Genomic DNA, 12,769 nt, shown 5'->3' on the forward strand with positions numbered 1-12,769 from the left:
GTCTGCAATGGGAAGACAAATCGTTTTATCGCCTGCGGTTCCACGCTTCCGTCGTTGCTTGGCCATCACGTTGGCCTCCTAAGCGCTCTACCCCTATTTTACTCGACACAAACTTGGGTGGAACTAGGATTAATCCTTGGGCATCTGCGATCGCCACAATGGAAGACTGATCCAACGTAAACTCAATATCTGTGCGGTCTTTTAGGGTTTGCTTAAGCACCCGGTGCCCATATCTTAGCTCCAGTTGTGCCACGACCTGATGGCTCAGGATGCGCAACGCTTCAAGTTGCTCTGAGTCTAGTTGGCGTGGTTGCCGATCAATGACGCACAGCGTCCCCAGCGGATAACCATCGGCAGTAATGAGGGGAAAGCCAGCGTAGAAACGAATGTGAGGTTCTCCGACGACTAGCGGATTCTGCGCGAAGCGCTCGTCGATTAGGGCATTTTCGATAATGAGAGGCTGCGACTGTAAAATCGCATGGGCGCAAAAGGCCCACTCGCGGGGAGTTTCCGTTGTTGTTAGGCCAACCTTTGCCTTAAACCACTGGCGGTGGTCATCAATCAGACTCATCAGGGCGATCGGAGTTTGGCTGATCTTGGTGGCGAGTTGAACTAAATCATTAAAAGTAGCTTCTGGGGCCGTATCCAGGAGATCATATCGAGCTAACGCGGCTAACCGAGCCGCTTCATAATCGTCCTCGATATTTGGCATCCTTTCTCCCCCTTAACGTTTTGGTAGATCAACCATCGTCGTAGCGTCGTCTAGATAGCAGAGTGCCTATGCTTACACTCAAATGTATCAAATACTACAAATATCGTAACTTTAGTACGGATGGAACCATTACTCTGATATATAAATCGACATCCTTCAACAGGTTGTCGCAATCTTTCTATAAGGTTTAGTAGTTCAGGGCTGCGATCGGCCCCGACACCTGCTCTGGCCTCACCTCCCAATACCGCTACAGTGACGTCAGCGATGCATGGCCGCTAATCTCCTTCTACTAGCTGAGGGTATGCGCTGGGGGTGCTTCTGGGAAAAGCTCTAGCGGGGTAGGGCAGTTTATCGAAGGCTGACCAGTCGGACTCTAGGGCCTGCAATGTTACGAAGGGCTCAGCTGATGCGAATCTCAAGATTACGGTGGGGTGTCCGTTCCCTAAGCAAAGCTGAGGCTCCAGCGATAGGGAGTAGTTCCCGATCACGCCGAATAGTTGCCAGGATAGTTGCCCCGCGCCACAGAGCAGCATCACAATCCCTCCTGGCAGCTCTTTCGTAAAACGTTCCAAAATCCGTCCAACACGGTGCTGGACAATTACCACTCAGCTACGTCCAGGACCTCCTTGATCTTGACTCAAGAAAGTGGACAGGTACTTTAGGCTGGGCTCAGGCTATTCAAAGACAAGGTACAGGGACAAAACTTGAATGAAAGCAGAAAGCTAGAGCTGAAGGGGATTTGACATAGTGAGGGGTGAGGAGGTGAGCTAGGAATTACCACACTCTCAGCAACGACCTTCTCATGAACGAGATTAGCCGAATTCAAGCTGCTCTGCGCCCCCATCTGCCTTGGCACGGTGCCCGACTGAGGTTTCTAGCGCTGTTCCTGGTAGCGTTATTTCGCGTGGAAAAGGTGAACTTAGACAAACTAGCGACGGTCTTTGCCAATCAGGCGCAGAGTGCCTCCAGCTATAAGCGCCTGACCCGCTTCTTTCGAGGCTTTGCTGTCGATTTCGATGCCATCGCGCGAGCGGTGGTGAGTTGGGCCCAGATTCCTGAGCCCTGGACCTTGAGTCTAGACCGCACCAACTGGTGCTTTGGGACGCTCAACATCAATATCTTAATGCTCGGGCTTGTTCATGAGGGGGTGGCTTTCCCGGTGATGTGGACAATGCTCGACAAGCGCGGCAACAGCAACAGTGACGAGCGCATAGACCTGGTGGAACGCTTTGGGCGAGTCTTCCCTAACGCCCAGATTCACTGCCTGACAGGAGACCGAGGGTTTGTGGGCAAGGAGTGGTGTAGTTTCTTGCTGCTGCCGAAGGCTATGCCGTTCCGGCTTCGGCTACGCCACAGCGACCGTATCAGCTCTCGCTCAGGCAAGCACCGCCAACAGGGCGGGCGAGTCTTTGCCAACCTATAGCGGTATGCAGGATGATCCGATACAGGCAAGGAGCTTAAGCCTCTTGTTAGCTGGTTGGACTGCTTCAGGACTCGGTACATCAGGGCAATGGGAAAATTCACCTTCTCCCTCTGGATTAGCTCGTACGATCTGAGCTTTCCCGAGCAAAGAAGGTCGCGGCTTTTTTTAAGAAATCGCGCTCCATCCGTACCCGCTTTAGGTCTCGACGCAGCGTCGTTAATTCTTGACGTTCAACAGAGGTCAATGAACCTTTGGTGTCACTAGAGCGATCAATTCGAGCTTGTTTCACCCATTTACGCAGCGCACTTTTGGTCAAGCCCATTGCTTGAGCAACCTGTCTGACCGATTTACCCGATTGCCCCACAATGCGAACAGCCTCTGCTTTTTGCTCGTCTGTAAATGTCCTTCGCGGTTTTTGGGTCATCTGAACATTCTCCTTCGTTGTCGACTCTTCGGGAATGTCCACTTTTTAGAGGTCAGGTCAGGTTACCCCCGATTCAGAAGGGCGAATGCCATAGAGCCTCTGGCTCGGCTACGCCAACGCCCCTACAGGTTGACTGTTAGAGAATCGGGGTTATGTGATTCGGATTCGGTATAAGGCTTTAGGCTCTAGGCCCTGAGCTGCTTTCATGGCAGGCGCTGTAGACCACCACCTGGTTGCGTCCCCTAATCTTAGCTTGGTAGAGCGCGACATCAGCGGCTTTAACCACGTCAATGCCCGTGGCCCCGTGGGCAGGAAAGCTCGCCACCCCCAGCGAGGCCGACAGTAGTTCCAGCGTCATGCCGTTGTAGTTCACCCGAAGCTGGCCAATGGCGTGGCGAATGGCTTCGGCCCGCGCCAGGATGATATCTGGGGGTGCCTCAGGCAGCACTAGGGTCATCTCTTCACCGCCATAGCGGCAGGCAATGTCAGACCCCCGTACGCTGCCGCGCAGCAGCTGGCCCACAGCTTCTAGTACGCGATCGCCCGCAGCGTGGCCATGGACATCGTTAAACCGCTTGAAGTGATCGATATCGAGCATAATCACCCCAATCGGGTGGTGTTGGCGCTGGGCGCGCTCAATTTCCTGCGTCAGGGTCTCTTCGAGGTAGCGGCGGTTATATAACCCGGTGAGCGGGTCGTGCATGCTCTGGTATTGCAGGGTTTCGCGCAAATGCAGGTTGGCCAAGGCCAGCGCCACTTGCTCGGCTACGGCGCGGGCCAGCTGCTGGGTGGGCTGTTTTATCTCACGGGCACTGAGATAAAACAACCCCAGGGTTTCGCCCTGGGCCAATAGGGGCAGGCAAAGGGTGGTGCTGTCTACCGCCGCCGCCTCAGCATGGTGGCAGCGCAGTCCCAGACTATTGGGGCCGACCTGGTGCGATCGCCCCCGGCGCAAGGCCCAGCAATCTGAGGGGCTAAAGGAGCTAAACACGGGCTGCGAGTCTAGCTCAGGCCCCCAGGTGGTGACAATTTCCATGCGATCGCGCGACGAGTTGAGCATAAAAATGGCACCGCTACTGCCAACAAACAACGGTGCCAGCAGAGTGCCTAAAGCCTGGTAGGCTTCATCTACCGTCAAACAGGCCTGCAAAAAGTCGCTCATCTCCCCCAAGCGCTGCATTTCATCATTGCGCTGCTTGAGTTCATCGACACGGCTTTCGAGCTGCTGATTGACTTCTTGAAGCACCTGCCTGGACTGTTTGAGCGCCGTAATATCGCGAAAGGTGACCGCAAAGCCATCGCCTAGCTTGACGGCAATAGCCTCAAACCAGGTGTCGATGCCGTCGTGGCTGTAGTGAAACTGTCGCTCCACGGGTTCTCCGGTTTCGACCACCTGCACGTAGAGGTCAAACAGCCCATCGGTCTTGTTTCCGGGTAGCTCATCCAGCAGCCGTTTACCCACCAGATACTCTGCGGTGTGCCCCACCACGGCGCAGGCCGAGGGGTTGCTGAGCAGCCACTCAAAATCGACAATGGCGTCGCTGTCATTGCGCACAGCCTGAAAGGCCATAATACCGTCTATAGAGCTGTTTAAGACACCACTCAGCTGCATTTCTGAGGTTTGCAGCGCCTGCTGCATGTCTATCGTAGCGGTGATATCGAGGTGGCTACCCACCATGCGTACCACCTGGCTCTCAGCATCTTTGAGATGAATCATGCGGGTGAAAATATGCACCGTAGACCCGTCTTTGTGGCGGTGGCGATACACGGTACTCAGAGTGTCAACTTTGCCGCTGTTGTAGTCGTCCACCAGCTGCAATCCGGCCAATCTGTCTTCCTCAAAAACAGTTGAGTTCAACATCTCGATGGAGTTCTCCAGTTCGTGGTCAGCGTAGCCCAGCAGGGCTTTCCACTGGGGCGAGAAATAGATCTCATCGGTGGTCAGGTTCCAGTCTGAGAACCCCTCTGAGGAGGCCTCCAGCACCAGCTCTAGCTGTTCCTTGGTCGTCTGTAGCTGTAAGGTCATCTCCCGGCTGTCGGTCACATCTCGAGCAACGGCGTAGATCAGCCCATCCATCGGCACCGCTCGCCACTCTAGCCAGCGATAGGTGCCGTCTAGGCAGCGATAGCGGTTGGTGAATGAGACAATTTCTTGGTGGTTGGCTAGGGCTGAAACCGCTTCGATGGTGGCGGCGACGTCATCAAGATGGACATAGCTAATGAAGGGAGTGTTTTCTAGGTCAGCCAGTCTATAGCCCAGAGTCTTTTCCCAGGCGCTATTGAGACGACGAAAATAGCCATCAGTGTCGGCAATGCACAGCAGGTCTACCGACATCGAGAAGAACCGATCCAGTTCCTCAATTTTGACCTCTAGCTCTAGCGCCATCTGCTGGCGCTGGGTGATGTCGCGCACGATGACCAGGCACTCATCGCTACTGCACGGCACCAGGCGCACCTCTTCGTGGCACAGCTGCCCCTGCTTGACCAGCTGCTGCTCCCACACCTGCAACGCGCCTGTGGTCAAGGCCTGCTCAATATGCCGCAGCTGGTTTGCCAGTAGGTCGGGGGGCAATATCTCCGCTAGATGGTGCTCAACGGGTAGAAAAACGCTCGAATCGTCAGAACTGGGGGGCAAAAAGTTAAAGCAGGTGCCGTCGCGCCCTATTCGCATGAGCAGGTCAGGCATTGCCCTGAGAATCGCCTGGTTAGTCGCTTCGCTGTCGCTGAGATCAGTCTCTATCTGATGGAGATTGGGAGGGGGTTGCGATCGCTCTAGCTCAGCCTGCAGGCTTTGATTGACCTGCCGCAGGGTCGCCACCTGCTGCTGCAAACGGGCGTTTTCTGCCTGTAGCTGCTGCACCAAACCTGTTAAGTCATCCACGTCAGATTTAGCTCCATTGGATGTTCTGTATTTAGAGACCACAGGCGATTAAAGACCACACTAACTCTGTCTTGTGGCAACCGCCCCTCAGCGAATTTTTGAAGTTAGGATTTAGAATTTAATTGATGTTTAACCTTAGTATTCCCAATCAGATTTGCAACCGTCCCCACTGAGCTTTCAAGCTAGTAGACTGCGGCATAAGTGGGACGACTATTGCCAATCGTGAGGGAGCAGGGGAGCTAGGGAGCCAGGCGATCCAGAATAGTGGTCATATTTCAGCCTTCGAGTACTAGAAAGGAGGCTCAGAGAGAGCTAGCCGCAGAGCAATTGGCACCTGCTTGGGCCGCCAGCCTGAGGGGGCATCTCTGCCGCTGAGAAATCGGGCCTCAATGTCCGCTGCCGGGAGAGGTTTAGAAAATAGATAGCCCTGCCCCATTTCGCAGTCGAGCTGTTGCAGCCGCTCTAGCTGGGGTTGAGTCTCGATACCCTCGGCTGTAACGGTCAAGCCTAGCTGCTTGCCCAGGGTAATAATGGTATCGACGACCTTGTATTTAGAGGTCAGGACTTGGATTTGGCTAGTAAACGAACGATCAATTTTGAGGTCATTGACCGAAAACTGGTGCAGATAGCCCAGAGATGAATAGCCCGTGCCAAAGTCGTCAATGCTGATCTGAATCTGCCGCGATCGCAGGGCTTCTACCAGGACAATGGCGGTTTCGGCATTGTCCATAATGGCGCTTTCGGTAATTTCGAGCTTTAGCCGAGCGGGGTCGATGCCGGTGGCCGCCAAAATTTGGTCAATATCGTCGAGCAGGGTGGGGCAGGCAAACTGCCGCACCGACAGGTTGACGCTCATGGTCAGATCGGTCCAGCCCTGTTGCTGCCAGCGGTGAAGCTGTTGACAGGCCAGCTTGAGAACGAGCAAGCCCACCGGCACCACCAGCCCGGTGGTTTCCATTAGAGGAATAAACTCGCCGGGGGCGACCAGGCCACGGGTGGGGTGCTGCCAGCGCACCAGCGCCTCTAGCCCGGCAATTTTGAGGGTTTTGAGGTGGACAATGGGCTGGTAATACACTACAAATTCCTGACGGTCGAGGGCGCGCTTGAGGTCATTTTCAAGGGCCAGGCGATCGACCATGGTTTGGTGCATTTGCGGGTCAAAAAATTGGTAGCTGCCGACTCCCTGCTGCTTGGCCCGGTACAGGGCAATGCCAGCATCTTGAAGCAGTTGCTCGGGGCTGGAGTAGTCGCTGTGGCCGAGAACAACCCCCAGACAGGCGGTGATAAAAATATTCACCCCTGACACCGAAAAGGGGGTCTTAAAGCTGTCTAAAACGGTCTGAATGAGCCATTTGACGCGCTCTATACCGCTGGTCTGGCGCAGCAAAATACAGAACTCGTTGCCCCCCAGACAGGCCAGTAGACCGTCGCTGGGCACTAGCTGCTGGAGCCGCGCTGCGATCGCCCTGAGCAGCTGGTTGCTGAGGGCGTAGCCAAAGGAACCGTTGATCAGCTTGAACTGGTCGCAGTCGAGGTAAATTACCGCAAAGGCCGAATTCTCAGCCTGAAGTAGCTCCGCCAGGGTCTGGTTTAGGGCGGCCCGGCTGGGCAACTGGGTTAGGGCATCATGGGAAATGATCGCCTGGAGTTGGGCCGTACGCTTGAGCACCTTGACTTCGAGCTGGGCGTTAAAGGTTTCTAGCTGCTGATACTGCTCCCGCAGTATCAGCAGTGATCGCACCCTAGCGATCAGCTCTAGCCGGTGGATCGGCTTGCTGATAAAGTCGTTGGCCCCGGCGCTAAAGCAGCGGGCGAGATCCTGTTTTTCGCTCAGGGCCGTCACCATAATGATCGGCAGGGTGGCCCAGGTAGGCGAAGACTTGAGCCAGTGGCAAACCTCAAACCCATTGAGGCCGGGCATCATCACGTCGAGCAAAATCAGGTCAGGTTCCAGGTGGTCGAGGGCGGCGATCGCCGCTTCCCCGGTGCTGGCGTAGTGCAGCTGATAACCCTCGGCGTCGAGCAGGGTGTCGATGACATCAAAGTTGTTGGGGTCGTCGTCAACGATCAGAATAGAGGCGGATGGCATAGGTCTGCTGGTGAGTTAGGGGCTGGAGGTCGCGAGGGGGTTGAGCAGGTGCTGAATGGCGGCGACCAGCTGCCTGAGCTTAAGCGGTTTGCCCAGGTGCTGGTTCGCTCCTGCCATCAGGCAGGGATCGCGATCGCTCGCCGTGCCGACGGCAGCGAGTGCAATGATCGGCCGATCGGCCAGGTGCGGCTCGTCGCGGAGGCGGCAAATCGCCTCCAGGCCATCTCCCCCCGGCAGCTGCATATCGATCACGATCAGATCGGGATTTTCGGTCTGGGCCATAGCTATAGCCGCTTCGCCCTCGCGGGACACCAGCAGGCGGTAGCCCTTAGCGGTCAGGTAGTTAACTACGGTGCTGATCGTGGCCTCCTGGTCGCTTGCCAGCAGAATTAGGGGCTTTTGGTCAGGGATAGTCGGGGACTCTGGGGCACTGGCGACGGCGGTACCCCCACTAGCTGACCATCGATCTGCCCCAAGCGCGTAGGGCAGGTCGATGGTGAAGCGGCTGCCGACCCCGACCTCACTGGTCAACCCCACCTGGCCGCCGTGGAGCTCGGTGAACTGTTTTACCAGGGTTAGGCCTAACCCTGTGCCCTCGTACTGGCGGTTGAGGGCGCTGTCGATCTGAACGAAGGGTTGAAACAGTCTTTGCTGGTCGTCGGGGGCAATGCCAATGCCCGTATCCTTGACGGTCAACCGCATCACGGCTCGGAGCTCGTCACCGTTTTGGCACAACTCTAACGCGACCGTCAGGCTAACGCGCCCTCCCTCGGGGGTAAATTTGACCGCGTTGGCGAGCAGATTGATCAAAATCTGGCGCACGCGCCGCTCATCGATCACCAGGTCAGGCAAATTGGGGGGAATGCCATCTATGAGCTGAATGCGTTTTTTGTCGGCCTGCTGCTGCACAAAGGTCAGGCTTGCATGGCACAGGGGCGCGATCGCCGTCGGGGTTAGGTGCAGGGTGATCTGGCCCGACTCAATTTTGGCCATATCGAGAATGTCGTTGATCAGCGCCAGCAGGTGGGAGGCGCTGGTCTCGACGGTGGTGAGGGCATTGATCTGTCGCTCGTTGATAGCGCCAAACACCTGCGCTTGCAGCCCCTCAGTCATGCCCAAAATGGCGTTGAGGGGGGTACGCAATTCGTGGCTCATGTTGGCGAGAAATTCGCCCTTGGCCTGATTGGCCGCCTCGGCGGCGTGGCGGGCTTCTTCTAGGTCGTGCATATGCTGGTGCAGCTGGGCCTCCGCCCGCTTGCGATCGCTAATATCGGTCTGAATGCCAACAAAATGGGTGAGCTGGCCCTCGGGGTCATAAATGGGCGAAACGCTGAGGTGGTTCCAAAATGGCTCGCCATTCTTGCGGTAGTTAATCAGCTCTACGGTACAGTCTTCGCCAGCAGCAATAGCTTGACGCAGAGTATCCAGGCTAGGCTGCTCCAATTGATTACTCTGCAAGAAGCGGCAGTTATGCCCCATGGCTTCGGCCGCAGAAAAGCCAGTCATGCGCTCAAAGGCGGGGTTGACGTAGATGATCGGGTTGCTGGGTTGGCGGGCATCGGTAATCACAATGCCGTTGTGGCTGGCGGCGATCGCCCGTTCCCGCAGGCGCAGAGTTTCTTCCAGCCGCTGGCGATCGCTAACATCGCGAAAAATGCTTTGCGTCACTCGGGTCGCCCCCAAGTCGATGGCCGTCGAGGTAATATCTACCGGAATATGTCGGCCATCGGCATGCAAGATGGGGATATTCAAAGCCTGAAAATGGGGGAGACCAATAGACTCCTGAAAGAAGGCGATCAGCTCTGTCTGGTGGTCTGGCGAATGCAATTGGGACTGGTGCATCTGGATCAACTGATCGCGGGAGCGGCCAAACAACTCCTCTGTCCGGCGATTCACCTCTAGGATGTGGCCCTCCATATCGGCCACCACGATGGCGTCGCTGGCCCCCTCCATCAGGCCCCGATAGCGGGCTTCGCGCTCCTCCAGGGCAGCGGTGCGCTCGACTACCTGTTGCGCCAACGATTGATTGAGTTCCTTGAGCTGACGTTCGGACTGTTTGCGATCGCTGATGTCGCGTACCAGGGCTAGTACCTCATCGTCTCGGTAGGGCACCACCCGCACTTCTTCAATCTGAAATGTCTCTGCTGTGGACAGATCTTGCTCATAAAACTGGATGGCTTTAGTGGCCAGGGCTTGGGCGATCGCATCGAGGCGCTGCTGGGCCGCCACTGGGGGCAACGACTCGGTCACATGGGTGCCGACCAAATCTGACAGAGGGCCGACCACATGGAATGTGGGGCTGGCGGCAAACTCTAGGTAAATGCCATCTTTACTCAACCGCACCAGTAGATCGGGCAGGGCCTTCAAGAGCGCCCGCTGGTGGGCTTCGTTCTGCTGGAGGGCCAGCTCCGTGCGCTGGCGTTCGGCTTCGCCCTGTTTGCGCTCGCTGATGTCGCGAATTAAAAACAGCACCTCATCGTCAGCACACCGCACCGCCCGCAGTTCTTCGTGCTGGAGGCGATCGCCCACCGAAATTTGCTGCTCGTAGGTTTGCACCTCGTGGGTCGCCAGAGCCTGACGGATGGCCTGCATCTTGAGATCGGCCAGATCGGCGGGAAAAAACTCCGACACGTGGCGGCCAATCCGGCTCTGAGAGGGAAGAACAATATCCAAGGGGTGATTTTGGCTCAGCACTTCGCGGTATCGGCCATCAGCCCCTACCCGAATCAGCAGATCGGGCATGACCGAGAGCATGGCCCAGCTCTGGGCCTCGCGGCGGGTTAGCAGACGCTCAGCCTGAAGCCGATCCTGGGCAGAGGCAATGGTCTGGGCCAGCACCTGCACCATCTGCTGAGTGTCGTCATCCCAGGCGGTGGGTCGGCCCAGGGTGAGAAATCCCACGTAACCGACTACCCGAGTCTGTTGAATCAGGGGCACAGACAGCACGGCTCCGACATCCAACCTCTGCCAACTGATGCGATCGGTGGCGCAGTCGGCGGGCAGCGCCCCCACCTGGGGCACGTTGATCACCTCCCGCCGCCGTAGCGCCGCCGTCGCCCACGGCAACGCCGCCATCGAAATGGCAGCGGGAATCTGGCGCACCACCGGGCAGTTGGGGCGGTACCATTGGTGAGTGGCTCGCATTGTTGCTTCTGGCGGGGCAGCGGCGTCAGGCAGGGCCACCACCTGGCCGTGGTCGGCCTGAATGTAGGCTCCAATTTGGGTTAGGGTGCGGATTACCTCGGTGTCAAACTGGGCAGCTCTCACCTCCACAAAGCGCTGGGTCACCGCCATCATCAGGTGGTTGAGGTCGCGCTGGCGGGTTACAGTCAGCTCAGCCTGTTTGCGGTCGGTCACCTCCAGCACCGTGCCAAACCACTGCACATCGCCATTGGGCAGGCGCTCGGGTTGGCCATGGACCTGCACCCATTTGGTCTGGCCCGAGGGGGTGACTATACGCCCTTCGTGGCGCAAGGGAGTCAGGGTGGCTGCACTGTGGGCAATGGCCGCATCTACCCCTGTCCTATCCTCCGGGTGCAATAGGGCGGCCAGGGCGCTAAAGTCGGCCAGGGCAGTTTCAATGGGAACCTCGAAGAGGTTGACTCCGGTGCTGCTCAGGTAGGTAAACGCGCGATCGCCATTGACCCGCAAAACAGCCGTAAACAGGGTACCCGGCTGGGTCTCCACCAGCCTTTGCAATCGGGCCTCGCTCAGACGATTTTGGGCTGCTCGCACCTCGCGACGCACGACCTCGGGCAGGCGAGCCAGATTGCCTTTCCCGATGTAGTCCTGGGCACCGGCTTTCATCAGGGCCACGGCCTGCTGTTCGCCAGAGGTGCCAGAGACAACGATAAAGGGCAGCTCTAACCCCTGCTCGCGCACGATGGCCAGCGCTGTTAGGGCATCAATCCCCGGTAGGCTGTGGTCAGCAATAATGGCATCCCAGCGGCGAGTCGAGAGCATGGGACGCAGGTCTGCGGCGGTTTGCACCCGCGCCCAGGTCATCGCCAGGCCATCCCCACGCAGGCTCTCAACGGTCAGCAGCGCATCATCTTCAGTCTCGTCAACGATTAGAACAGCTAAGACTTCAGTCATCTTGTCTCCACAACGTTTGAAGACAAACCGCCTGGGGTGGTAGAGGGGTGACCCACGCTTGGGTATAGAGTACCCATCCTCAGCTGACAAACCCTGTCGGTCGATGGCTTAAGGGCAAGTGCTGGGGTGTCAGGATGATTGGACTGCTGCTTATCCCCTCAACACAATGTCCCTCAGACCCGCCCTTCCAGCTTGGGCGTGAACTGCAAATACAGACAGGGAATCACAATCAGGGCAATACCGGTGGCGGTGATCAGGCCAAAGATGATGGTGCTACAGAGGGGCATCCACCGTGGCGAGCTGAAGGCCAGGGGAATCAGGCCAATGCTGGTGGTAATGCTGGTGGTGAGAATCGGGCGCAGGCGATCGGACACGCCGTGGGCGGCGGCTTTTTGCACCGTCATGCCGTCTTGGCGGTAGGTATTCATGGTGTCCACCATGACGATCGCATTGTTGACCACAATCCCCACAAAGGCAATGATGCTAATAAACGCCGTGAACGAAAACGGAATCTAGGCCAGGAAAAAGCCGCCGAAGGTGCCAATTAGTCCCTAAAGTTTTAGCTAGGCAAGCCCTTCCACAAAGACCCGCCTGCCTTCGGAACCGTGCGTGAGAGTTTCCCCTCATACGGCTCCTCTCCTGCCTGAATCCCCACGCCAAGGTCGAACTGGGCCTGTTAAACTAAGCCGCCGAGTCGCCTCAACGGCTCGTCTTCAGAACCAGACGTGAGAGTTTCCCCTCATCTAGCTCCTCAACAATGCAATGCCTTGACAAGGCAGACCTCCTCAAATCGCTTAGCGTTTTGTTGTCGTGACAGTGTCGGTGCAAAAGTTGCAGGTTAGAGTATCGGCTGCCCCCTCCCTGGCAGAGGGGTAGGACATGGTCTACCTCCATCCGGTCTTCTGCCCTGAAATAAAGACCATAGGCCGGGCACTTCCCTGACTGTCGTTTTAGTAAGACCGCAACTCGGGTCGGGAGTTCAGGGTGCTTGCCTAAGCGTTGACTCCAATAGAGCCAGTCCAGCAATTCTCAATATGGCTTTTCCGGGCATTTTTGAGGCAATAATCTCGTCTATGGAGCGATCTAAGGACGGCAAAACGATAAGTTTGACATTGGAAGCCTCCTCACCCGCGAGAATCGTTCTC

Annotated in this window: 7 protein-coding genes and 1 pseudogene; 1 reads left to right on the top strand and 7 read right to left on the bottom strand. The window is 56.9% G+C overall.

Annotated elements, in window-relative coordinates:
- Positions 1–25 precede the first annotated feature (25 nt).
- The gene (locus tag IQ273_RS01510; protein ID WP_194021388.1) at positions 26–712 is read right to left on the bottom strand and encodes a GAF domain-containing protein; all 687 of its coding nucleotides are present in this window, start codon (positions 710–712) and stop codon (positions 26–28) included.
- A gap of 802 nt (positions 713–1,514) precedes the next feature.
- Here IQ273_RS01510 and IQ273_RS01515 point away from each other — a divergent pair.
- Positions 1,515–2,135 carry a hypothetical protein gene (locus tag IQ273_RS01515; protein WP_194021389.1) on the top strand — a complete coding sequence of 207 codons (621 nt, stop codon included), beginning with the start codon at positions 1,515–1,517 and terminating at the stop codon, positions 2,133–2,135.
- Positions 2,136–2,250: 115 nt separating this feature from the next.
- Here IQ273_RS01515 and IQ273_RS01520 read toward each other — a convergent pair whose 3' ends face one another.
- The 6 genes and pseudogenes from IQ273_RS01520 to IQ273_RS35630 all read right to left on the bottom strand — a co-directional run bounded on the left by IQ273_RS01520 (position 2,251) and on the right by IQ273_RS35630 (position 12,518).
- A complete protein-coding gene (locus IQ273_RS01520; RefSeq protein ID WP_194021390.1) occupies positions 2,251–2,559 on the bottom strand; it encodes a transposase in 309 nt (102 codons plus the stop codon).
- 178 nt (positions 2,560–2,737) lie between these two features.
- A complete protein-coding gene (locus IQ273_RS01525; protein ID WP_194021397.1) occupies positions 2,738–5,440 on the bottom strand; it encodes a diguanylate cyclase in 2,703 nt (900 codons plus the stop codon).
- A gap of 289 nt (positions 5,441–5,729) precedes the next feature.
- Positions 5,730–7,529 carry an EAL domain-containing protein gene (locus IQ273_RS01530; RefSeq protein WP_194021399.1) on the bottom strand — a complete coding sequence of 600 codons (1,800 nt, stop codon included), beginning with the start codon at positions 7,527–7,529 and terminating at the stop codon, positions 5,730–5,732.
- A 15-nt stretch (positions 7,530–7,544) separates the two neighbouring features.
- Complete coding sequence (locus IQ273_RS01535) at positions 7,545–11,624, bottom strand: PAS domain S-box protein (protein ID WP_194021401.1); 4,080 nt, start codon at positions 11,622–11,624, stop codon at positions 7,545–7,547.
- A gap of 173 nt (positions 11,625–11,797) precedes the next feature.
- Positions 11,798–12,172 (bottom strand): annotated as a pseudogene (locus tag IQ273_RS01540) (efflux RND transporter permease subunit); the annotation flags it as partial.
- 151 nt (positions 12,173–12,323) lie between these two features.
- Positions 12,324–12,518 (bottom strand): HNH endonuclease signature motif containing protein, encoded by a 195-nt coding sequence (locus tag IQ273_RS35630; protein WP_228052215.1) that lies wholly within the window; start codon positions 12,516–12,518, stop codon positions 12,324–12,326.
- Between the last annotated feature and the right edge of the window lie 251 nt (positions 12,519–12,769).

Source organism: Nodosilinea sp. LEGE 07298, assembly GCF_015207265.1.
Classification (GTDB): Bacteria; Cyanobacteriota; Cyanobacteriia; order Phormidesmidales; family Phormidesmidaceae; genus Nodosilinea.

What these genes read in the sequence shown, in the direction of transcription:
- IQ273_RS01510 (WP_194021388.1), bottom strand. Translation starts at nt 712, where the DNA reads ATGCCAAATATCGAGGACGATTATGAAGCGGCTCGGTTAGCCGCGTTA.
- IQ273_RS01515 (WP_194021389.1), top strand. Translation starts at nt 1,515, where the DNA reads ATGAACGAGATTAGCCGAATTCAAGCTGCTCTGCGCCCCCATCTGCCT.
- IQ273_RS01520 (WP_194021390.1), bottom strand. Translation starts at nt 2,559, where the DNA reads ATGACCCAAAAACCGCGAAGGACATTTACAGACGAGCAAAAAGCAGAG.
- IQ273_RS01530 (WP_194021399.1), bottom strand. Translation starts at nt 7,529, where the DNA reads ATGCCATCCGCCTCTATTCTGATCGTTGACGACGACCCCAACAACTTT.
- IQ273_RS01535 (WP_194021401.1), bottom strand. Translation starts at nt 11,624, where the DNA reads ATGACTGAAGTCTTAGCTGTTCTAATCGTTGACGAGACTGAAGATGAT.
- IQ273_RS35630 (WP_228052215.1), bottom strand. Translation starts at nt 12,518, where the DNA reads ATGGAGGTAGACCATGTCCTACCCCTCTGCCAGGGAGGGGGCAGCCGA.